Raw genomic sequence first — 21,619 nt, 5'->3', positions numbered from 1 at the left:
GTCCCCCGGCGCCCTTCAGGCTACCGTCGGCCGGCGAATGCCCCCGGCACCACGTCGCGGTAGGTCGGTATTCCGGCCACCGACTGCGCGGCGAGCACCCCGCCCACGACCGCGCGCGCGAGGCAGTCGGCCGCCGCGATGCCCACCTCGGTGACCAGTGGCGTGTCCGGCGCGAAGGCGGCCGGCAGCGGCTTGGCGCCGGCCGGCGGCGCCGCCTCGACCGCCCCGGTCGCCAGGACGAACACCGCGTCACCGTCGACCGGGGTGTGCGCCGGCCGGACCGCGCGCGCCAGCCCGTCGTGGGCGGCGACCGCGATGCGCCGGCATGCGGCGGCGCTCACGGCCGCGTCGGTGGCCACCACCGCGATGGTGGTGTTCAGGGGGCTCTGGGGGTTCGAGCGTGAAGGCAGCTGTGCCAACGCCTCGATCTGCTCGGCCGGCGGTGCGGTGAGCCCGAATTCCTCAGCCAGGTCCGCCATCCACGGCAGGCCGGTGGCCGGGTCGACGACGTCGCCGGCGGAATTCACCGCGACGACCGCGCCGACCGTGACACCCGACGGCAGCGTCGTCGAGGCCGTCCCGATGCCGCCCTTGAGCGCCCCGGCCCGGGCGCCCACGCCGGCGCCGACCGTCCCGACGCTCACGTCGCCGTCGCCCGCGCCCGCGCACGCCCGGTATCCGAAGTCGGCCGTCGGGCGGCGGTCCCAGCCGCCGACGGGCAGGTCGAAGATCACCGCCCCCGGAACGATCGGCACGACGCCACCCTCCATCGCGATGCCGCGCCCCTGTTCCTCGAGCCAGCGCATGACGCCGTCGGCGGCCGCCAGACCGTAGGCGCTCCCGCCCGCGAGCAACACCGCGTCGATGTACCGCACGGTGTTCGCCGGATCCAGCAGATCGGTCTCGCGGGTGCCGGGCGCACCCCCGCGGCAGTCCACCGCGCCGACGGTTCCCGGGGGCGTGAGGACGACGGTGACGCCGCAGGCCCACCCCTCGCCCAGTGACGCATCGGGATCCAGGCGGTGATAGTGGCCGACGCGGATGCCCCCGACGTCGGTGATCATCGCGAGCCCATCAAGACCAGGACGAGGTACTCCTGCAGGACGGTCAGCCACTGGTAGACGTCGAAGTGCACGGCCAGCGGATGATCGGCCGGCAGGCGTTCCGGCCCCTCCGGGCCGACCTCGAGCATGACCCCCAACGACAGGCGGATGTCGTTGACGGCCGCGACCCAGGCCTCGGCGTCCGTCTCGTCCAGCTCGAAGCGTCCGCCGTTGTCGGGAACGGTGTCCAGCAATCGCTGCGCCGCAACGCGTTTCGCTTCGATGATCTCCGGCTCGTGCAGGCTGCGCAGTGCGGGGTTCAGGCTCTCGGCGACCTCGGGCACCGGGCCGTCGTCGTCGGGCTTGACGAAGTCGGGCAGCAGCCGGCGCAGGGTGGGATCCCTCGGCGGATCGGCGTTACCGGTCTTGATGCCGGTGATCTCCTCGAGTTCGTCTGCGGGCGAGGATGATTCGCGCTCGTCGAGCAGTCCGATCATCGCACCGGCGAGGTTTCTGAGCAGGGCCGCCTCATGGGAGGCCAGGGAGGACCGAAAACGGGGACCGTTCGCGGTCTCGACGCGCTTCCATTTGCGCACAGGCTATCGCCGATACCCTCGTCGCTCAGCGGTCCTGCTGCATCGTCGCCCACAGTCCGGCGGCGTGCAGCTTGGAGACGTCGACCTCCATGCTTTCCCGGCTGCCCGCCGACACCACGGCCTTGCCCTCGTTGTGCACCTGCAGCATCAACTTCGTGGCGTGCGGCTCGCTGTAGCCGAACAGCTTTTGGAACACGTAGGTCACATAGGTCATCAGGTTGACGGGGTCGTCCCACACGATCGTGACCCAAGGGCTTGCCGTGGCGTCTACCGGAGTGGACTCGCGTTGTCCGGTAGTGCCCGGTTTAGTGGGCGCTGACGAAACAACCATGCCGTACACGATACCGAGCACCCGGATTGAATACCGAGCAGCGCACGGCAGCCGATACCGTGATGGCATGGATGACCCGGTCTCAGCTGGGCTGCTCACCGACAAGTACGAGTTGACGATGCTGGCGGCTGCGCTGCGCGACGGCACCGCCGACCGCCGGACCACCTTCGAGCTGTTCGCTCGGCGACTCCCCGACGGCCGTCGCTACGGGGTGGTCGCCGGAACGGGCCGGCTGTTGGAGGCGTTGCCGCACTTCAGGTTCGACGACGACGCGTGCGCGGTGCTGGCGCAGTTCCTCGACGAAAACTGCCTGCGGTACCTTCGCGATTTTCGGTTCGGCGGCGACATCAGCGGCTACGCCGAGGGTGAGTTGTACTTCCCGGGTTCGCCCGTGCTGTCGGTGACCGGCACCTTCGCCGAATGCGTGGTGCTGGAAACGCTGGCGCTGTCGATCTTCAACCACGACACGGCGATCGCGTCGGCGGCCGCGCGCATGGTCAGCGCCGCGCGGGAGCGTCCGCTCATGGAGATGGGATCCCGGCGGACGCACGAGCGGGCGGCGGTCGCCGCGGCCCGCGCGGCCTACATCGCCGGCTTCGCCGCGACCTCCAACCTTGAGGCTCAGCGGCAGTACGGGATACCGGCGGAGGGCACGTCGGCGCACGCGTTCACCATGCTGCACACCAGCAAGGACGGCCCGGACGAACTGGCGGCGTTCAGGGCCCAGGTCGATGCGCTGGGAGTCGGCACGACACTGCTGGTGGACACCTACGACGTCACGGCCGGCGTCGACAACGCGGTGGCCGCCGCCGGCACGGGCCTGGGTGCGGTCCGCATCGATTCCGGCGAGCTGGGGGTGCTGGCCCGCCAGGTCCGGGAGCAGCTCGACAACCTGGGGGCCACGTCGACCCGCATCGTGGTGTCCGGCGACCTCGACGAGTTCTCCATCGCCGCGCTGGGCGCCGAGCCGGTGGACAGCTACGGGGTCGGGACGTCGCTGGTCACCGGGTCCGGCGCCCCGACCGCGAGCATGGTCTACAAGCTCGTCGAGGTGGACGGCATGCCCGTGCAGAAGCGCAGCAGCCATAAGGAATCCCACGGCGGTCACAAGGAGGCGCTCCGCCTGTCGCGCCCGACCGGCACGGTCGTCGAGGAGGTGGTGCATCCGGCGGGCCGGCCACCGAAAACCGCCGACCCGTACCGGGTGCTGACCGTCCCGCTGGTGCGCGGCGGCGAGGTGGTCGCCAAGCCCGATCTCGCCGCGGCCCGCGAGCTCGTGGCGTCCGGCCTGCGCAGCCTGCCCTGGGAGGGCCTTAACCTCTCGCACGGCGACCCGGCGATACCGACCACGCAGGTCCGGGCCTGACCAAGGAAGTGACCGCGTCCGACGTGTCCGAGTTGCTGGCCCGCGCCGTGGCCGCGCTCGGCGGCAGCGAGCGCGCCGGCCAGGTGGAGATGGCCGCCGCCGTGGCGCGGTCGTTCGAGACCGGTGAGCATCTCGTGGTGCAGGCCGGCACCGGCACCGGCAAGTCGCTGGCGTACCTGGTGCCCGCGCTCGTTCGCGCGATCGGCGACGACTCGCCCGTCGTCGTGTCGACGGCCACGATCGCGCTGCAGCGCCAGCTCGTCGAGCGCGACCTCCCCCGGCTGGCCGACGCACTGGCCGACGCCCTGCCCCGGCCCGCACGGTTCGCGCTGCTCAAGGGCCGGCGAAACTATCTGTGCCTGAACAAGATTCACAATGGCTCGGCGGGTGCCGACGACGACGCGGGTGACGTCCCTCAGGAGGAACTGTTCAACCCCATGGCCGTCAGCGCTCTGGGACGCGACGTGCAGCGGCTCACCGCGTGGGCGTCGGACACCGAGACCGGCGACCGCGATGACCTGAAGCCGGGCGTGCCGGACCGATCGTGGGCGCAGGTGAGCGTGTCCGCGCGGGAATGCCTCGGGCCCGCGCGCTGCCCGTTCGGGACCGAGTGCTTCTCCGAGCGGGCGCGCGGGCGGGCCGGCGCGGCGGACGTCGTCGTCACCAACCACGCGCTGCTGGCGATCGACGCGGTGGCCGAATCCGCGGTGCTGCCGGAACACGCGCTGCTGGTGGTCGACGAGGCGCACGAACTCGTCGACCGGGTGACGTCGGTGGCCGCCGCCGAGTTGACGTCGGCCGCCCTCGGCGTCGCCTCGCGGCGCATCGCCCGCCTGGTCGGGCCGGAACTCAACCAGCGACTCGAGGCCGCGTCGGCCAACTTTTCCGCGGCCATCCACGACGCGACGCCGGGCCGCCTCGACCGCCTGGACGAGGAGCTGGCCACCTACCTGACGGCCCTGCGGGACGCGGCGACCGCGGCGCGGACGGCGATCGACACCACGAGCGACGCGAAGGCGGCGGCCGCGAGGGCCGAAGCGGTGGCGGCGCTGAGCGAGATCTCCGACACCGCGTCACGGATCCTGGCGTCGTTCGGCCCCCCCATCCCGGACCGCACCGACATCGTCTGGCTCGACCACGAGGACAACCGCGGCTCGCCGCGCTCGGTGTTGCGGGTGGCGCCGCTGTCGGTCGCCGATCTGTTGCGCACCCGGGTGTTCTCCCGCTCGACCACGGTGCTGACCTCGGCGACGCTGACGATCGGCGGAACCTTCGACGCGATGGCCGAGGCGTGGGGGCTGGCGGAGCCCGGGTTGAGCTGGCAAGGACTCGACGTCGGGTCGCCGTTTCACCACGCCAAGGCCGGCATCCTCTACGTCGCCGCCCACCTGCCCCCGCCCGGTCGCGACGGCACCGGCTCGGCCGAGCAGCTCGCCGAGATCGCCGAGCTCATCACCGCCGCCGGCGGCCGCACCCTGGGCCTGTTCTCGTCGATGCGGGCCGCCCGCGCGGCCGCCGAGGCCATGCGCGAACGCCTGTCCACGCCGGTGCTGTGTCAGGGCGACGACAGCACCTCGGCGCTGGTCGAGCGGTTCAGCGCGGAGCCCGAGACTTCGCTGTTCGGCACCCTGTCGCTGTGGCAGGGCGTCGACGTTCCGGGTCCGTCACTGTCGTTGGTGCTCATCGACCGCATCCCGTTCCCCCGGCCCGACGACCCGCTGCTGGGCGCGCGGCAGCGGGCGGCCGCCGCGCGCGGCGGCAACGGCTTCATGGCCGTCGCCGCCAACCACGCGGCCCTGCTGTTGGCCCAAGGGTCGGGCCGGCTGCTGCGTCGCGTGAGCGACCGCGGGGTGGTCGCCGTCCTCGACTCGCGGATGGTCACCGCCGGCTACGGCCGCTACTTACGGGCGTCGCTGCCCCCGTTCTGGCAGACCACCAACTCGGCACAGGTGCGCGCGGCGCTGGAGCGGCTTCGGGAGAGTGGCTAACGAGCCAGCGCGACCAGGCCGAGCTCCCTGCTGGCGGCAAGCAACGGGTGGTGCGGCAGCACGCGCACGGTATACCCCACCGCGCCCGCCAGCGGCAGCGGCGTCGTCGTCGAGAAGATCTCGGTGCCGCCGTCGGCGCTTCCCGTGTGCGACATGTCCACGCACACCGGTTCGAGCAACACGTCGCCGGCGTCCACCCGGCCCAGCACCGCCTGCACCTGGACTTCGTCCGGCCGTAGACCGGCGAGCTGGACGGTCGCGGTCAGGGTCAGCTTGGAGCCCAGCTGCGGACTGTCCGGCAGGCCCGTGCTGTCGACGTCGGTGACGTCGATCTTCGGCCATGCCTGCTCGACCCGCCGCCGGTACGCGGCCAGCTCGCGCGCGGCACCGAACTCGCCCTCACTCGCGTCGGTCGGCGCGATCGTCTTGCGCAGCGACTCGGCCGCCGGCGTGTAGTACCGCTCCACGTAGTCGCGAACCATGCGCGAGGCCAACACCTTGGGCCCGAGGGTCTGCAGGGTGTGGCGCACCATCTCCATCCAGCGCGGCGGCACACCCCGCTCGTCGCGCTCGTAGAACTTCGGCGCCACCGCCTGCTCCAGGAGGGTGTAGAGCGCGCTGGACTCCAGGTCGTCGCGCCGCGTCTCGTCGGCGATCCCGTCGGCGGACGGTATCTCCCAACCGTTCTCGCCGTCGTACCACTCGTCCCACCATCCGTCCCGGATGGACAGGTTGAGCCCGCCGTTGAGCGCGCTCTTCATTCCCGAGGTGCCGCACGCCTCGAGCGGGCGCAACGGGTTGTTGAGCCAGACGTCACACCCCCAATACAGCAGCCGCGCCATCGACATGTCGTAGTCGGGCAGGAAGGCGATGCGGTGCCGCACCTCGGGCCGGTCGGCGAAGCGCACCACCTGCTGGATGAGGGCCTTTCCCCCGTCGTCGGCCGGGTGCGACTTCCCCGCGACGATGAGCTGGACGGGCCGCTCGGAGTTGAGCAGCAGCTTCTCCAGCCGATCGGGGTCGCGCAGCATCAGCGTCAGCCGCTTGTATGTCGGTACCCGCCGGGCGAATCCGATCGTCAACACGTCCGGATCGAAAGCCGTTGCGATCCAGCCCAATTCGGCCTCCGACGCGCCCCGCTCCTGCCACGAGTTCCGCAGCCGGCGGCGCACGTCCTCGACCAACAGCGACCGCAACTGCGAGCGGATCCACCACAGATGGCCCGGGTCGACCTGCTGCAACCTCAGCCACACACCGGGGTCGGCGAAGGAGTCGGAGCCGGCCAGCTCGCGCCCCAGCTGCAGCCATTGCGGCGCGGCCCACGTGCGCGCGTGCACCCCGTTGGTGATCGACCCGATCGGCACCTCGTCGGGGTCGAACCCGGGCCACAGCTCGTTGAACATGCTCCTGCTGACCCGCCCGTGCAGCAGCGAGACGCCGTTGGCGCGCTGCGCCAACCGCAGGCCCATGTGCGCCATGTTGAACTTGGAAGGGTCGTCCTCGGCGCCGAGCGCCAGGATCCGCGCGGTCGGCACGCCGGGCAGCAGCGTGGAATCGCCGTCCGCGCCGGGCTTGCTGCCGAGGTAGCGCTGCACCATGTCGAGCGGGAAGCGGTCGATGCCGGCGGGCACCGGGGTGTGGGTGGTGAACACGGTGCTGGAACGCACGACGGCCAGCGCCGTGTCGAAGTCCAATCCCGCATCGGCGATGAGCTCGCGAATGCGTTCGACGCCGAGGAAGCCGGCGTGGCCCTCGTTCATGTGGAAGACCTCGGGCGCAGGCAGCCCTTCGATCGCGGTGAACGCCCGGATCGCCCGCACCCCGCCGATGCCGGCGAGGATCTCCTGCACCATCCGGTGTTCCTGGTCACCGCCGTAGAGGCGGTCGGTGACGCTGCGCAGGTCGTGCTCGTTCTCCGGAACGTCGGAATCCAGCAGCAGCAGCGGGACGCGACCGACCTGCGCGACCCACACCCGGGCATACAGGAGCGCGAAGTCGGGCAGCGTCAGCGCGACCAGGACCGGCTCGCCGCCGGGTTCGGTGAGCAGCCGCAGCGGCAGCCCCTGCGGGTCCAGCGAGGGATAGGTCTCGTGCTGCCAGCCGTCGGCGGTCAGCGACTGCCGGAAGTACCCGGAACGGTAGTAGAGGCCCACCGCGATGAGCGGCACGCCGAGATCGGACGCGGATTTGAGATGGTCGCCGGCGAGGATCCCGAGGCCGCCCGAGTAATTGGGCAACACCTCGGCGACGCCGAATTCCATGGAGAAGTAGGCGATGCCGGTGGGCATAGGCACGCCCTCCTCGCACCGCTGCTGGTACCACAGCGGGCGGGTGAGGTAGTCGTTGAGGTCGGCCGACAACTCGTCGAGCCGGCCGAGGAAGTTCTCGTCGAGCGCGAGTTCGTCGAGCCGGGCCGGATTCACCGCGCCGAGCATCGCCACCGGGTCGCTGCCGCAGCGCTCCCACAGCGTCGGGTCGATGGTCGCGAAGAGGTCCTGCGTCGGTTTGTCCCATGACCAGCGCAGGTTGGTCGACAGCTGATCCAGCGCGACGAGACGCTCCGGAAGATGCGCGCGAACGGTGAACCGGCGAAGGGCTTTCACGCGTCCTTACCTTACTGAGGATTTCGGCGCTCGCACGGCGATGCCGTCGACGTTTTCCGCCGGGGGTGTGACCGGCCACTAGGGTGGGTAGAGGTTAGGTGTTGGGGCGGCGACGGTGCTTCCCCGCGCAGAAATTTCACGACAGAATTTCGCCAGACGAGAGGCATTCCGCGACGGAGCACACCGCGGTTTGGCCGCACACGCAATCGGAAGACGCCCGGCGAGGACGCGGGCCGCGAAGCGGGCCGAGGAGAATCCGGGCAATGAACGGAGTGGTTGTGCCCGGTCGTGTCGAGATCGATAACGTCCAGCCAGTCGTTTCCTGCGGCGCATATCCGGCCAAGGCCGTGGTCGGCGAGGTGGTACCCGTGAGCGCCGCGGTGTGGCGTGAGGGCCACGACGCGGTGGCGGCGACGCTTGTCGTCCGCTACCTCGGACCGCGCTACCCGCAGGTGAACGAAACCCGCAGGATCAAGGCGGTTCAGGCCCCCGAAAAGCCGCTTGCGGCGAAGGCCGCCGATGGCGCCGACCAGCAGCGGATCAAGCCCCTGCTGTTTCCCATGACGCTTGGCGGCGAACCCTACGTTTTCAACGGCCAGTTCACCCCCGACCGGGTCGGGCTGTGGACGTTTCGGGTCGACGGGTGGGGTGACCCCATCGAAACGTGGCGGCACGGTCTGACCGCCAAGCTCGAGGCGGGCCAGGGCGAAACGGAGTTGTCCAACGACCTGCTGGTCGGCGCGTCGCTGTTCGAGCGGGCCGCCACCGGTGTCCCGCGCGCGCTGCGGGATCCCTTGCTGGAGGCGGCCGCGGCGTTGCGGCAACCAGGAGACCCGCTCGGCCGCACCGCGTTGGCCCTGTCGCCGCAGGTGGAGGAGCTTCTCGCGAGCTACCCGCTGCGCGACCTGCTGACTCGCGGCGAAACGTACGGCGTGTGGGTGGACCGGCCGCTGGCCCGCTTCGGTTCGTGGTACGAGATGTTCCCTCGCTCCACCGGCGGATGGGACGCCGAGGGCAACCCCGTGCACGGGACCTTCGCCACGGCGGCCCAACAGCTGCCCCGCATCGCGAGGATGGGCTTCGACGTCGTCTACCTACCGCCGATCCACCCGATCGGCAAGGTACATCGCAAGGGGCGCAACAACTCTCCGACCGCAGCGCCGGGAGACGTGGGCTCGCCCTGGGCGATCGGCAGCGACGAGGGCGGCCACGACGCGATCCACCCGCAGCTGGGCACCATCGAGGACTTCGACCAATTCGTCGCCGCCGCAAGGGATCTGGGCATGGAGGTGTCCCTGGACCTGGCGCTGCAGTGCGCGCCGGATCATCCGTGGGCACGCGATCACCGGCACTGGTTCACCGAATTGCCCGACGGCACCATCGCCTATGCGGAGAACCCGCCCAAGAAGTATCAGGACATCTACCCGCTCAACTTCGACAACGACCCCGCGGGCCTGTACGACGAGGTGCTGCGGGTCGTCCGGCACTGGATGGACCACGGCGTCAAGTTCTTTCGGGTCGACAATCCCCACACCAAGCCACCGAACTTCTGGGCGTGGCTGATCGGGCAGGTCAAGGCGATCGACCCCGACGTGCTCTTCCTTTCCGAGGCGTTCACGCCGCCGGCCCGACAGTACGGCCTCGCCAAGATCGGTTTCACGCAGTCCTACAGCTACTTCACCTGGCGCACGTCCAAGCGAGAACTCACCGAGTTCGGCGAGGCGATCGCCGCCGCGGCGGACTTCCGGCGCCCCAACCTGTTCGTGAACACCCCCGACATCCTGCACGCGTCCCTGCAGCACAACGGCCCCGGCATGTTCGCGATCCGCGCGGTGCTGGCGGCGACCATGGGACCCGCGTGGGGCGTGTATTCGGGTTACGAGCTGTTCGAGCACCGCGCGGTGCGCGAGGGCAGCGAGGAGTACCTGGACTCGGAGAAGTACGAGCTGCGCCCCCGCGATTTCGAGGGCGCGCTGGCACAGGGTCGCTCGCTGGAGCCGTTCATCACGCGGCTCAACGAGATTCGCCGTCTGCACCCCGCCCTGCAGCAGCTGCGGACCATTCATTTCCACAGCGTGGACAACGACGCCCTGCTGGCCTACAGCAAGTTCGATCCCACTACCGGCGACTGCGTGTTGGTGGTGGTGACGCTCAACGCCTTCGGCGCCGAGGAAGCCACGCTGTTTTTGGATATGGCGGCATTGGGTATGGAGCCCTACGAGCGATTTTGGGTACGTGACGAAATCACCGGCCAGGAATTCCAATGGGGGCAAGCAAACTACGTTCGCATCGACCCTGCTCGGGCGGTCGCGCATGTGATCAACATGCCGGTCATCCCGCAGGAGTCCCGAATGACGCTGCTCCGTAGGCCGCCACACGGACCGGAGGGATTGTGACATGAGCCAAGCCGATCAACTCGCCAAGACGCACCTGGCGCCCGACCCCGAGGACCTCTCGCTCCTGCTGGCCGGCGCGCACTACAACCCGCACGGCATCCTGGGGGCCCACGAGTACGGCGACCACACCGTCATCCGGGCGTTTCGTCCGCACGCGGAAGAGGTCGTCGCGCTGGTGGGCCAGGACCGCTTCCCGCTGCAGCACGTCGAGGCCGGCCTGTTCGCCGTCGCCCTGCCGTTCGTCAACCTGATCGACTACCGGCTGGAGATCACCTACCCCGGTGGTGAGCCCTACGTCGTCGCGGACGCCTACCGCTTCCTGCCCACGCTCGGCGAGGTCGACCTGCACCTGTTCGGTGAGGGCCGCCACGAGCGGCTGTGGGAAGTGCTTGGCGCGCATCCTCGTTCGTTCACCACGGCCGACGGGGTGGTCAACGGCGTCTCGTTCGCGGTGTGGGCGCCCAACGCCAAGGGCGTCAACCTGATCGGCGAGTTCAACGGCTGGACCGGCAACGACGCCCCGATGCGAGTGCTGGGCTCGTCCGGCGTCTGGGAGCTGTTCTGGCCCGACTTTCCGCAGGAGGGCCTGTACAAGTTCCGGGTGCACGGCGCCGACGGGGCCGTGACCGAGCGCGCCGACCCCATGGCCTTCGCCACCGAGGTGCCGCCGCACACCGCCTCGCGGGTGACGCGCAGCCGGTACGAGTGGAGCGACGCCGACTGGATGACGCGGCGCGCCGAGCGCAATCCGGTGTTCGAGCCGATGAGCACCTACGAGGTTCACCTGGGCTCCTGGCGCCCGGGGCTGAGCTACCGCGACCTCGCCCACCAGCTGACCGCGTACGTGGTCGACCACGGGTTCACCCACGTGGAATTGCTGCCGGTGGCCGAGCACCCGTTCGCCGGATCCTGGGGCTACCAGGTGACGTCGTACTACGCACCGACGTCGCGGTTCGGCACGCCCGACGACTTCCGCGTCCTGGTGGACTCGCTGCACCAGGCGGGCATCGGCGTCATCGTGGACTGGGTGCCCGCTCACTTCCCGAAGGACGCGTGGGCGCTGGGGCGGTTCGACGGCACCCCGCTCTACGAGCACTCCGACCCCAAGCGCGGCGAGCAACTCGACTGGGGCACCTACGTCTTCGACTTCGGGCGCGCGGAGGTGCGCAACTTCCTGGTGGCCAACGCGCTGTATTGGCTCGAGGAGTTCCACATCGACGGGCTTCGGGTGGACGCCGTCGCGTCGATGCTCTACCTGGACTACTCGCGGCCCGTGGGCGGCTGGACCCCGAACGTCTACGGCGGCCGCGAGAACCTCGAGGCCGTGCAGTTCCTGCAGGAGATGAACGCCACCGCGCACAAGCATTCGCCGGGCATCGTCACCATCGCCGAGGAATCCACCTCATGGCCGGGCGTCACCCGCCCGACAAGCCTTGGTGGACTTGGCTTTTCGATGAAGTGGAACATGGGCTGGATGCACGACACGCTCGACTACATCAGCCGCGACCCGATCCACCGCAGCTACCACCACGGCGAGATCACGTTCTCGATGCTCTACGCCTACAGCGAGAACTTCGTCTTGCCGATCAGCCACGACGAGGTGGTGCACGGCAAGGGCACGCTGTGGGGCCGGATGCCGGGCAACAACCACACCAAGGCCGCCGGGCTGCGCAGCCTGCTGGCCTACCAGTGGGCCCACCCGGGCAAGCAATTGCTGTTCATGGGGCAGGAATTCGGGCAGCGCGCCGAATGGTCGGAGCAGAACGGCCTGGACTGGTGGCAGCTTGACGAGCAGGGCTTCTCCAACGGCGTCCTGCGCCTGGTGCAGGACATCAACGCGATCTACCAGAGCCGTCCCGCGCTGTGGAGCCAGGACACCGTTCCCGACGGCTATTCGTGGATCGACGCCAACGACTCGGCCAACAACGTCCTGAGCTTCCTGCGGTACGGCAGCGACGGTTCGGTGATGGCCTGCGTGTTCAACTTCGCGGGCAGCGAGCACAGCGGCTACCGGCTGGGGTTGCCGTTGGCCGGGCGTTGGCGCGAGGTGCTCAACACCGACGCGACCGTCTACAACGGTTCGGGCATCGGCAACATGGGCGGCGTCGACGCCACCGAAGACCCCTGGCACGGCCGCCCGGCCTCGGCGGTGATGGTGCTGCCGCCCACGTCGGCGTTGTGGTTCGAGCCCGAGTAGCGGTGTTTTGGGGCCGAGCGTCGACTTGTTGACACGGTTCGGCCGGATCGGCGCAAACAACTCGACGTTCGCGCGCGCGCTCAGTACAGCGCGTTGGCCAGGTTGCGCCGGCCCGCGACCACCTCGGGGTCTGCGGGGTCGAACAGCTCGAACAGTTCGACCAGCCGGGTGCGCACCCGGGTCCGCTCGTCGCCGGATGTGCTGCGCACCAACGCGATAAGCCGGGCGAACGCGGCGCTCACGTCCTGGTTGAGGATCTGCACGTCGGCGGCGTCGAAGGCGGCGTCGATGTCGCCCGGCGCCGCGTCGGCGACGGACACCGCGTCTGGGCGGTGCCCCGTTGCGCGTGTGAGGAAATCGATCTGGCGGATCGCTGCCTTCGCCTCGGCGCTCGCGGGGTCGGCGTCGAGGATCGCCTTATACGCCTGCCTGGCGGCGTCGAAATCGCCCTCGTCGAGGTGTTGACGCGCAGCCGCCAGCTGCGGGTCCACCGCCTCGACTTCCTCCGAACCGCTTGCGCCCCTGAGCTTTCCGGCCGTCGCCTGCAGCAGTGAGTCCACCCAGCGGCGCAACTGCTCGGGGGGTTGCATGCCCTGAAAGCTGGACAGCGGCTGCCCGGCGGCCAGCGCCACCACGGTGGGGACGGCGTCGATGCCGAAGATCTGGGCCACCCTGGGCGCCACGTCGACGTTGACCGTCGCCAGCGCCCACGTTCCGTTGTCCTCGGTGGCGAGGGCGGACAGCATGTCCAGCATCTCGATGCAGGCGTCGCTGCGCGGGGACCACAGCAGCACCACCACGGGCACTTCCTCGGACCGAAGCAGGACCTCGGCTTCGAAGTTGGCCTCGGTGATCTCGGTGGCACCGGGGGGCGTCGGGGCGCCGCCTCCGGGACCGCCTGCCGAGGCCTTCTGCTGTGCCCGCTGTTTGAGGCCGGACAGGTCGACCGCACCAGCCATCGCGGGCCCGATTGAGGATCGCGGACGCGTCACGCGGTCAAGTCTGGCATGCGGAACGACCCGCGAGCCACCCGGTGCGGCGGCCGCTCACGCACAGCGAAATCCGCGCCGCGGGCCGCGTCACCAGCCGGTATGACGAAAATCACACAGTCTGGCCGCCAGCAACGCCTTCCGACTGCGGGCAAATTATCCGGCCCGCAAGATCAGGGCGTCGCCCTGCCCGCCGGCCCCACACAGGGCCGCGACGCCGTAACCGGAGCCGCGGCGCTTGAGTTCCAGCGCCGCGTGCAGGGCGATGCGCGCCCCGGACATGCCGATCGGGTGTCCCACCGCGATCGCGCCGCCGTTGACGTTGACGATCTCGGGGTCCACACCGAGTTCGCGGGTCGAGGCCAGGGCCACAGCAGCAAACGCCTCGTTGATCTCGATGACGCCGAGCTGGTCGACGGAGATGCCCTCGCGGGCGATCGCCTTCTTGATGGCGTTGGCCGGCTGCGACTGCAGGGTCGAGTCCGGGCCCGCCACGACCCCGTGGGCGCCGATCTCGGCCAGCCACGAAAGCCCCAGCTGCTGCGCCTTCTCCTTCTTCATCACCACCACGGCGGCGGCGCCGTCGGAGATCTGCGAGGCCGAACCGGCGGTGATCGTGCCGTCGCGGCGGAACGCCGGCTTCAGCCCGGACAGCGACTCGACCGTCGTGTTCGCGCGGATTCCCTCGTCCTCGGCAAACTGCAGCGGATCGCCCTTGCGCTGCGGGATCTCGACGGGCACCACCTCGTCGGTGAACACGCCGTCCTTCCACGCCGCGGCGGCCTTCTGGTGCGACCCCGCGGCGTAGGCGTCCTGCTCCTCGCGGGTGAACTGGTCGAGGTCGTTGCGCTGCTCGGTGAGCGCGCCCATCGGCTGGTCGGTGAACACGTCGTGCAGCCCGTCGTAGGCCATGTGGTCGAGCACCGTGACGTCCCCGTACTTGTAGCCCGCGCGGCTGTCCATCAGCAGGTGGGGAGCCTTCGTCATGGACTCCTGACCGCCCGCGACCACCACGTCGAATTCGCCGGCGCGGATCAGCTGGTCCGCGAGCGCGATGGCGTCGATGCCCGACAGGCACATCTTGTTGATCGTCAGCGCGGGGACGTCCCAGCCGATGCCCGCCGCCACCGCGGCCTGCCGTGCCGGCATCTGACCGGCCCCGGCCGTCAGCACCTGGCCCATGATCACGTACTCGACGGCCGACGCCGGCACGCCCGCCTTCTCCAGCGCGCCGCGGATCGCGATCGCGCCCAGGTCCGTGCCCGAGAAGTCCTTCAGCGAGCCCATCAGCTTGCCGATGGGCGTCCGTGCTCCAGCAACGATCACCGACGTGGTCATGAATACCTCCTGGACGTGCGCGGACCCCGGATTTCGATCCCCCGAGAAGCGGAATCGTTGCCGCCAGGTTACCGTGGTGTGATGACGACCGATCAAGTTGACGCCCGTCAGGTCCTGGCCACCGCGCTGGTGACGGCGATCGATCACGTCGGCATCGCAGTCGCCGACCTGGACGCGGCCATCGAGTGGTACCACGACCATCTCGGGATGATCCTCGTGCACGAGGAAGTCAACGATGACCAGGGTATCCGCGAAGCCATGCTCGCCGTGCCGGGCGCCCTGAAGGGCACCGCACAGCTTCAGCTCATGGCGCCGCTGGACGACTCCTCGACCATCGCCAAGTTCCTCGACAAGCGCGGCCCCGGCATCCAGCAGCTGGCCGTTCGCACCAGCGACCTCGACAGCCTCTGCGAGAGCCTGCGGGCGCAGGGCGTCCGCCTGGTGTACGAGGCGCCCCGGCGCGGCACCGCAAACTCCCGGATCAACTTCATTCACCCCAAGGACGCCGGCGGGGTGCTGATCGAGCTCGTCGAGCAGGCCTAGTCTGGTCTAACAGCGCCGAGCGCCCCGCTGGCCGGGCACTCGGCGCCCAATCGTCATGACCACTTGCGCGTCGGTCCGCGCGTGCTGCGGTGAGTCCAACACGGCGTGTGCCAATGCCGCCGGTCTTCGACCAGTCCCGGGCCGCCCCCGAGCGTCGAATCGGCCGGCCATACCACCAGATGTGCGGTCCCCGAACGTATCTCGTGATCGCAACCGGGACAGCGATACGCCTTGACGGCGCGCGCCGCGGCGACGGGACGAACTTCGTACTGGTGGCCGTCGGGCCCGGTCTCCACCCGGGGCGGCCCGGCGAGCGGCGGGAGCGGCCGAACCCGGCGGGACGGGGCACGGCGCCGGGGCATGCGCCAAGTCTAGTGAGCGATCAGAACAACCGGTATTCGTCGCTGTCCATGCCGCGCATCTGGTCGTAATCCAGCGTCAGGCAACGGATTCCGCGATCGACCGCCAGCGTGCGGGCTTGCGGTTTGATCTGCTGTGCGGCGAACACTCCCTTCACCGGCGCCAGCACGCTGTCGCGATTGAGCAACTCGAGGTAGCGGGTGAGCTGCTCGACGCCGTCGATCTCACCGCGACGCTTGACCTCCACGGCGACGCAGCCGCCGCTCTCGTCGCGGCAGAGAAGGTCGACGGGACCGATCGCCGTCATGTACTCCCGGCGGACCAGGGTGTACCCCTCCCCCAGCAGGTGGACGTGCTCGGCGAGCAGTGCCTGCAGGTGCGCCTCGACGCCGTCCTTCACCAGCCCGGGGTCGACGCCGAGGTCGTGGCTCGAGTCGTGCTCGACCTCCTCGACGGTGATGCGCAACTGCTCGCCCCCCTTGTTCTGGACCACCCAGACCGGAGCCCGCTCGCCGGGCTCCTCGGTGAGCCAGCACGGGGGACTCATCCAATTCAGGGGCTTGTAGGCGCGGTCGTCGGCGTGGACGCTGACCGAGCCGTCGGCCTTGAACAGGAGCAGACGGCGCGCCGACGGGAGATGCGCGGTGAGCCGGCCGATGTAGTCGACGGTGCACTGGGCGATCACAAGACGCACCCGACTCACCTTAGAGCGTGGCCGACAAATTAGGCTGACGCCACCATGTCGGCCAACCTGAGCTTGGCGAAACGCATCGGCCGGGTGCTCGAGACGGTCACCCGTCAGAGCGGTCGGCTACCGGAGACACCCGCGTACGGCTCCCTGTTGCTGGGACGGGTCGCCGAGAGCCAGCGACGGCGCCGCATCCGCATCCAGATCATCCTGACCGTGCTCGTCCTGGGCGCCAACCTGATCGGGATCGCCGTCGCGCTGCTCCTGGTGACCGTCGCGATCCCGCAGCCGAGCGTGTTCGACGACGCGCCCTGGTGGATCACCTTTGCGGCCTCACCGGCCTATATCGCGCTGGCACTCGCGGTGGGGACGTACTGGATCACCCGCAGGACGGTCATATCGCTGCGTTGGGCGATCGAGGAGCGCGCGCCGACACCGGACGACGAACGCAACACGTTCCTGGCGCCTTGGCGGATCGCCCGCTTCGACCTGATTTTGTGGGGAGTCGGGGCGGTGGTGCTGACGACGCTCTACGGCCTGGTCAACACGCTGTTCATCCCGCGCTTCCTCATCGCGGTCGGCATCTGCGGCGTCTTGGTGGCCACCGGCAGCTATCTGCTCGCCGAGTTCGCGTTGCGGCCGGCGGCGGCGCAGGCGCTCGAAGCGGGGCCGCCACCAAGGCGATTCGCGTCCGGCATCATGGGCCGGACCATGGTGGTCTGGTTCCTCGGCTCGGGCCTCCCCGTCCTCGGCATCGCCTTCCTGGCGGGCTTCCAGGCCCTGATGCGAAACCTGACCGAGACCCAGTTCGCGGTCGGCGTGCTGATCGTCTCGCTCGCCACGGTGATCTTCGGTTGCCTCCTGATGTGGATCCTGGCCTGGATCACCGCGACTCCGGTGCGCGTGGTCCGCGCGGCGCTCCGGCGCGTCGAGCGCGGCGACCTGCGTGGCGACCTCGTCGTGTTCGACGGCACCGAACTCGGCGAGCTGCAGCGCGGTTTCAACGCGATGGTCGACGGGCTGCGTGAGCGCGAGCGGGTGCGCGACCTGTTCGGCCGGCACGTGGGGCGCGAGGTGGCGCTGGCCGCCGAGCGGGAGAAACCGAAGCTGGGCGGCGAGGAGCGCCACGTCGCGGTGGTCTTCATCGACATCATCGGCTCGACCAAGCTGGTGACCAGCCGGCCCGCGGCCGAGGTCGTCGCGTTGCTCAACCGGTTCTTCGCGATCATCGTCGAGGAGGTGGACCGACACTGCGGTCTGCTCAACAAGTTCGAGGGCGACGCGACCCTGGCGATCTTCGGCGCCCCGAACCACCTCGACAGTCCCGAGGATCAGGCGCTGGCGGCGGCCCGTAACATCGCCGGTCGGCTCTCGCGCGAGATCGCCGAGTGCCAGGCCGGAATCGGGGTCGCGGCGGGCCAGGTCGTGGCCGGCAACGTCGGCGCGCGGGAACGCTTCGAGTACACCGTGATCGGCGAACCGGTCAACGAGGCGGCGCGACTGTGCGAGCTCGCCAAGCAGCAGCCGACCCTGTTGCTGGCGACGGCCGACACGCTGGACGGCGCGAGCGAAAGCGAGCGCGCCCGTTGGACATTGGGTGACACCGTCACGCTGCGCGGGCACGACGAGCCCACGCGGCTGGCCCTGCCGGTCGAGGACGCCGAGCGCGAGTGAGCTTCACGCGTGCCGCAGCACCAGCAATTCGCCGGTGAGCGTGCCGTTTCCGAGCAGCCGCCCGATGTCCGAACTCTGCCGCTCGGCCAATTGCCAGGCCCGCGTGTGACCGTGCCGGTCCGCCAATTCCTTTTCCACCTTGTCCACCCGCCGATCCCACTCGTCGGGGATTTCCGGCAGCTCCGCGGTGCGCAGCCACCGCTCGACACGAAGCCCGGAGCGCTCCGCCAACTCCGCGAGGCCGTCGGGGGTCGGGAAGTGGTTCTCGGCGAGCCGCTCATCGGGGATGTCGCGGTGAATGACGAACGCCAGCAACCCGATCGGGCCGCCGGGCCGTACGGTCCGTCGCAGCTCACGGAGAAGCCCGAGCTGGTCCGGCGTCGTGCACAACACCCCCAGCGACCAGGCGGCGTCGAAGCTCGATTCCGCGAGCGGCAACGCCGCGGCGTCGGCGCGCGCCACCGGGAAGCCGAACAACCGCTTCGCCGCGCGACAGGCGCCCGCCTCGGGTTCGACGAGGACCGGGCGAACCGCGCTCGCTTGCGCCGCGTAGGCGGCGGGTCCGCCGACCCCGGCGCCGCAATCCAGAAGCGAGTCGCCCGGTGCCAGCGCCATCTGCTCGATGAGCCAATCCAGGGCGGCGGGGCTGCCGCTTCCCCGGCATCCCGCCGGCACGTGGTAGTCGGGGCCGAGGTCGGCGGCCACGCGGGCCGTCCATTCCGCGACCGTGTCGAACTCGGCCTCCATCGCTTCCGTCACGCTGTCTCCTCCCGAATGCGGCGGCCGACCTCCGCCTTGATCTCCGCGCCGATGCGGGTGCCGGACGCCGACGCCAGCCCGGAGACGTTGACGCCGTCGACACCCTCGATGGACAACAGGGCGCGCGCCTCGTCGACGGCCGCGGCGATGCCGGCCGCGACCGGGTCCGCCGCACCCAGCACCCGCTCGGTCACCGCCTCGTCCAGTTCGAGTCCCGGCAGGCCCTGCAGCACGGCCGCGGATACGGTGTCGGTGAACACCGCGACCGCGGCGATCACCGGAATCGACAGCCCCTGTGACCGGGCCGTCGCCACGAACTCCGCGATCATCGCGGGAAACGGCACGTGGTTGAGCACCGCCAGACTGGCCCCGGCCCGCTGCTTCTGCACCAGCCGGCCGGGCCGCGCGGACACCGGTGGCGCCGTGGGCGTTTCGGGCACGGCCGCGACCATGTCGAGCGACGCGGCCAAAGCGACCAGGCGGGGCCCGTCCAGGTCGAAGGTCTGGGTGACGTCCGGACGCACGTCGTAGCCGCGGCCGTCCCCGGTGACGCAGAGCACCGTGTCGACCCCGATGGTCTTGAGCCCGCGCAGCTCCTGCTCGAGCACCACCCGGTTGCGGTCGCGGCACGACAGGGTGATCCATGGCGCGACGCCCGCGTCGAGCAGCAGCGAACCCATCAGCGTCGGCGGGAAGTCGGGCTTGTTCTGATGCTCACCCACCAGCACCGCGTCACAACCCGGCGCGAGGACGGCGGCGGTGGCCGCGACGTCGTCGCGATCGAACGGCGTGCAGCTGAAGTCGGTGAGCACCAAGGGGGCCCGGACGGGCCGCGGCGCGGACGGCACGGCCGACTTAACCGGCCAGGGCACGACGTCGGCGAATGCGCAAGGGCCTGGACGCATTTCGCACTGGCCGTCCGGGCGCACGCCGCCGCACGGCCCGAACTCCATCCGTTTCGGACATGCCGACTCCACCGACAAGCTGCGCCCTTCTCCCGCGCGAATGTCCCCTGCGTGTACCCGGTGCGGTGCGGGCACAAGCGTGCGCTTGAAATCGGGCGCCAGCGGGTAATTGGACCGGCATGACAGGAATTGGAACGGCCCGCCGCATTTCCGTCGCCGCCGCGATAGCCGCGGCGGTCACGCTGAGCACGTTGACCGCGAGCTGCAGCTCGGACAAGGACAAGAACAAGAGCCCGTCCACCTCGACGGTCACCACGACCGTCACGACGCCTGCCAGCACGACGACGGTACCTCCCGCGTCCCCCGCCCCCGGGGGACCGGGTGACACGGGCGCGCCGGGGTCCGGCACTGGGCCCGGTGGTGCTTCGACCGCCGTGCCGGGCGGCGGAGCCGGCGCCGGCCCGGGCGGGGCCAGCGCGGGCGTACCGGGTGCGAGCGCGGGCGCCGGCCCGGGTGGCGCGGGAGCGTGCGCGGGGCCGGTGTGCGTCGGCACCCCGCCCGCACCGTGATCGGCGGCGCCTGACGGCTCAGCCGACGGTTGCCACGGCCGGCACGGCGTTCGTTGCGGCGCGGGCGATCTCACCCCGCACCAGCACCGCGACGAGCGCCGCGCCGGCCAGCAGCAGCGCGCCCACGAACAGCACGGTCGACGGCCATCCCCCGGCGCCGTAGACGACGCCGCCCAGCGCACCGGCGACCGAACCACCCAGGTAGTAGCTGAACAGATACAGCGCCGCCGCCTCGGCGCGGTCGCGCTGGGCAACCGCGCCGACCCAGCCGCTGGCCACGGTGTGCGCCGCGAAGAACCCGCCGGTGAAGACGCCGACGCCGACGATGATCGCCGCCAGGGTTTGCGGGACGGTCAGCAGCAGCCCGAGCGCCGTGATCGGCAGCGCGCCCGCCAGCACGAGCTGACGGCCCCGGCGATCGGCGAGCCGGCCGGCCACCACGGACGTCCAGGTGCCGACGAGGTAGAGCGCGAACAACAGGCCGACCACCGATGACGCCAACTCGAACGGGCGGGCGCTGAGTCGGTAGCCCAGGTAGTTGTAGACGGTGACGAACCCGCCCATCAGGGCGAAGCCCACCGCAAAGAGCTTCCACAACACGGGGTTTCGCGCGTGCGCGGCGAGATTGCGGACGGTGGCGCGCACGCTCGCCGGCTTGGGGGTGAAGAACTGGGAGCGGGGCACCGCAACGGCGAACAGCGCGGTGCCGGCCAGGTTTGTCAGCGCGCAGACCAGCAGAGCGACGCGCCAATTGCTGACGTCGACGATCAGCGACGGGACGATCCGTCCTACCAGACCTCCCACCGTCGTCCCGGCGATGTAGCGTCCCATCGCGGCGCCGAGCGAGGACGCGTGCACCTCCTCCGCCAGGTACGCCATCGCGACCGCGGGGATCCCCGCGAGCGCCACGCCGTGCAGCGCCCGGCCGACCAGCAGGACGCCGAGCGTGGGGCTGAACGGCAGCAACAGCCCGATGACGCTGGAGGCCACCCCGGACGTGAGCATCACGGTGATGCGCCCATAGCGTTCGGAGAGCACGCTGGCCGGAATGATCGCCACCGCAAGCATTCCCGTGGTGAGCGAGACGGTGAGTGCCGCGGTGGCCGGGGTGATCCGGTAGTAATCCGACAGGGCGGGCAGCAGGGCCTGGCTGCAGTACATCGCGGCGAAGCTGGCGAGTCCGGCACCGTACAGCGCTGCGGTCACGCGCCGGAATCCGCGCGTTCCGGTCCGGTGGGCGGTGGGCGTCGACACGGTCTGACTCATGCCACCGA

General features: G+C 70.2%; 18 protein-coding genes. 7 read left to right on the top strand and 11 right to left on the bottom strand.

Features of this window, described 5'->3' with window-relative positions; translation table 11 throughout:
* Positions 1-20: 20 nt before the first annotated feature.
* The 3 genes from GPY60_RS01650 to clpS are packed head-to-tail and all read right to left on the bottom strand — an operon-like array spanning position 21 to position 1,970.
* A complete protein-coding gene (locus GPY60_RS01650) occupies positions 21-1,064 on the bottom strand; it encodes a P1 family peptidase (RefSeq protein WP_156685827.1) in 1,044 nt (347 codons plus the stop codon).
* Positions 1,061-1,639: an oxidative stress transcriptional regulator AosR gene (aosR, locus tag GPY60_RS01645; RefSeq protein WP_156685826.1), complete on the bottom strand. Its 579-nt coding sequence runs from the start codon at positions 1,637-1,639 to the stop codon at positions 1,061-1,063. The genes GPY60_RS01650 and aosR overlap by 4 nt, the downstream gene beginning before the upstream one ends.
* 25 nt (positions 1,640-1,664) lie before the next feature.
* Complete coding sequence (gene clpS, locus GPY60_RS01640; RefSeq protein ID WP_156685825.1) at positions 1,665-1,970, bottom strand: ATP-dependent Clp protease adapter ClpS; 306 nt, start codon at positions 1,968-1,970, stop codon at positions 1,665-1,667.
* Between the two features lie 67 nt (positions 1,971-2,037).
* On the opposite strand from clpS, the gene GPY60_RS01635 reads away from it, so the two are divergent.
* Together GPY60_RS01635 and GPY60_RS01630 are read left to right on the top strand one after the other, a co-directional pair.
* Positions 2,038-3,336 carry a nicotinate phosphoribosyltransferase gene (locus tag GPY60_RS01635; protein WP_156685824.1) on the top strand — a complete coding sequence of 433 codons (1,299 nt, stop codon included), beginning with the start codon at positions 2,038-2,040 and terminating at the stop codon, positions 3,334-3,336.
* Between the two features lie 8 nt (positions 3,337-3,344).
* A complete protein-coding gene (locus GPY60_RS01630; RefSeq protein WP_231639226.1) occupies positions 3,345-5,324 on the top strand; it encodes an ATP-dependent DNA helicase in 1,980 nt (659 codons plus the stop codon).
* Here the strand turns inward: GPY60_RS01630 and GPY60_RS01625 are convergent.
* Positions 5,321-7,927, bottom strand: coding sequence for a glycosyltransferase family 1 protein (locus tag GPY60_RS01625; protein WP_156685823.1), 2,607 nt, complete (start codon positions 7,925-7,927; stop codon positions 5,321-5,323). The genes GPY60_RS01630 and GPY60_RS01625 overlap by 4 nt on opposite strands.
* A 278-nt stretch (positions 7,928-8,205) precedes the next feature.
* Between GPY60_RS01625 and GPY60_RS01620 the strand changes: the two genes are divergently transcribed.
* Together GPY60_RS01620 and glgB are read left to right on the top strand one after the other, a co-directional pair.
* Entirely contained in the window at positions 8,206-10,323 is a 2,118-nt protein-coding gene (locus GPY60_RS01620; RefSeq protein WP_231639241.1) for an alpha-1,4-glucan--maltose-1-phosphate maltosyltransferase, read from the top strand.
* A 1-nt stretch (position 10,324) separates the two neighbouring features.
* Entirely contained in the window at positions 10,325-12,520 is a 2,196-nt protein-coding gene (gene glgB / locus GPY60_RS01615) for a 1,4-alpha-glucan branching protein GlgB (protein WP_156685821.1), read from the top strand.
* An 80-nt stretch (positions 12,521-12,600) separates the two neighbouring features.
* Here the strand turns inward: glgB and GPY60_RS01610 are convergent, their stop codons facing one another.
* Together GPY60_RS01610 and GPY60_RS01605 are read right to left on the bottom strand one after the other, a co-directional pair.
* The gene (locus GPY60_RS01610) at positions 12,601-13,512 is read right to left on the bottom strand and encodes a tetratricopeptide repeat protein (protein WP_156685820.1); all 912 of its coding nucleotides are present in this window, start codon (positions 13,510-13,512) and stop codon (positions 12,601-12,603) included.
* A gap of 153 nt (positions 13,513-13,665) precedes the next feature.
* Positions 13,666-14,847, bottom strand: a complete 1,182-nt coding sequence (locus GPY60_RS01605; RefSeq protein WP_156685819.1) for an acetyl-CoA C-acetyltransferase — start codon at positions 14,845-14,847, stop codon at positions 13,666-13,668.
* A gap of 78 nt (positions 14,848-14,925) precedes the next feature.
* Between GPY60_RS01605 and mce the strand changes: the two genes are divergently transcribed.
* Positions 14,926-15,390, top strand: a complete 465-nt coding sequence (gene mce, locus GPY60_RS01600; RefSeq protein WP_156685818.1) for a methylmalonyl-CoA epimerase — start codon at positions 14,926-14,928, stop codon at positions 15,388-15,390.
* Between the two features lie 53 nt (positions 15,391-15,443).
* On the opposite strand, the gene GPY60_RS26860 is transcribed toward mce, so the two are convergent.
* The gene (locus GPY60_RS26860) at positions 15,444-15,752 is read right to left on the bottom strand and encodes a hypothetical protein (RefSeq protein WP_156685817.1); all 309 of its coding nucleotides are present in this window, start codon (positions 15,750-15,752) and stop codon (positions 15,444-15,446) included.
* A gap of 20 nt (positions 15,753-15,772) precedes the next feature.
* Entirely contained in the window at positions 15,773-16,444 is a 672-nt protein-coding gene (gene nucS, locus GPY60_RS01590) for an endonuclease NucS (protein ID WP_197283501.1), read from the bottom strand.
* Positions 16,445-16,489: 45 nt separating this feature from the next.
* On the opposite strand from nucS, the gene GPY60_RS01585 reads away from it, so the two are divergent.
* Positions 16,490-18,112, top strand: a complete 1,623-nt coding sequence (locus tag GPY60_RS01585) for an adenylate/guanylate cyclase domain-containing protein (protein ID WP_156685815.1) — start codon at positions 16,490-16,492, stop codon at positions 18,110-18,112.
* A gap of 3 nt (positions 18,113-18,115) precedes the next feature.
* Here GPY60_RS01585 and GPY60_RS01580 read toward each other — a convergent pair whose 3' ends face one another.
* Together GPY60_RS01580 and GPY60_RS01575 are read right to left on the bottom strand one after the other, a co-directional pair.
* Positions 18,116-18,871 carry a class I SAM-dependent methyltransferase gene (locus GPY60_RS01580; protein ID WP_231639225.1) on the bottom strand — a complete coding sequence of 252 codons (756 nt, stop codon included), beginning with the start codon at positions 18,869-18,871 and terminating at the stop codon, positions 18,116-18,118.
* Positions 18,868-19,848, bottom strand: a complete 981-nt coding sequence (locus GPY60_RS01575; protein ID WP_156686023.1) for a methylenetetrahydrofolate reductase — start codon at positions 19,846-19,848, stop codon at positions 18,868-18,870. The genes GPY60_RS01580 and GPY60_RS01575 overlap by 4 nt, the downstream gene beginning before the upstream one ends.
* A gap of 107 nt (positions 19,849-19,955) precedes the next feature.
* On the opposite strand from GPY60_RS01575, the gene GPY60_RS01570 reads away from it, so the two are divergent.
* A complete protein-coding gene (locus GPY60_RS01570; RefSeq protein WP_156685814.1) occupies positions 19,956-20,345 on the top strand; it encodes a hypothetical protein in 390 nt (129 codons plus the stop codon).
* A gap of 18 nt (positions 20,346-20,363) precedes the next feature.
* On the opposite strand, the gene GPY60_RS01565 is transcribed toward GPY60_RS01570, so the two are convergent.
* Positions 20,364-21,611 (bottom strand): MFS transporter, encoded by a 1,248-nt coding sequence (locus GPY60_RS01565; protein WP_156685813.1) that lies wholly within the window; start codon positions 21,609-21,611, stop codon positions 20,364-20,366.
* Positions 21,612-21,619 lie beyond the last annotated feature (8 nt).

This window comes from Mycobacterium sp. Marseille-P9652, from assembly GCF_902652685.1.
Lineage (GTDB): Bacteria > Actinomycetota > Actinomycetes > Mycobacteriales > Mycobacteriaceae > Mycobacterium.
Note: the sequence above shows the minus strand (reverse complement) of the source record. Positions and strands in the feature narration are given on the sequence as shown.

Excerpts from the sequence above, each read along its gene's own strand:
- GPY60_RS01650 (WP_156685827.1), bottom strand. The coding sequence starts at position 1,064 with ATGATCACCGACGTCGGGGGCATCCGCGTCGGCCACTATCACCGCCTG.
- clpS (WP_156685825.1), bottom strand. The coding sequence starts at position 1,970 with ATGGTTGTTTCGTCAGCGCCCACTAAACCGGGCACTACCGGACAACGC.
- GPY60_RS01635 (WP_156685824.1), top strand. The coding sequence starts at position 2,038 with ATGGATGACCCGGTCTCAGCTGGGCTGCTCACCGACAAGTACGAGTTG.
- glgB (WP_156685821.1), top strand. The coding sequence starts at position 10,325 with ATGAGCCAAGCCGATCAACTCGCCAAGACGCACCTGGCGCCCGACCCC.
- GPY60_RS01605 (WP_156685819.1), bottom strand. The coding sequence starts at position 14,847 with ATGACCACGTCGGTGATCGTTGCTGGAGCACGGACGCCCATCGGCAAG.
- GPY60_RS26860 (WP_156685817.1), bottom strand. The coding sequence starts at position 15,752 with ATGCCCCGGCGCCGTGCCCCGTCCCGCCGGGTTCGGCCGCTCCCGCCG.
- GPY60_RS01585 (WP_156685815.1), top strand. The coding sequence starts at position 16,490 with ATGTCGGCCAACCTGAGCTTGGCGAAACGCATCGGCCGGGTGCTCGAG.
- GPY60_RS01570 (WP_156685814.1), top strand. The coding sequence starts at position 19,956 with ATGACAGGAATTGGAACGGCCCGCCGCATTTCCGTCGCCGCCGCGATA.
- GPY60_RS01565 (WP_156685813.1), bottom strand. The coding sequence starts at position 21,611 with ATGAGTCAGACCGTGTCGACGCCCACCGCCCACCGGACCGGAACGCGC.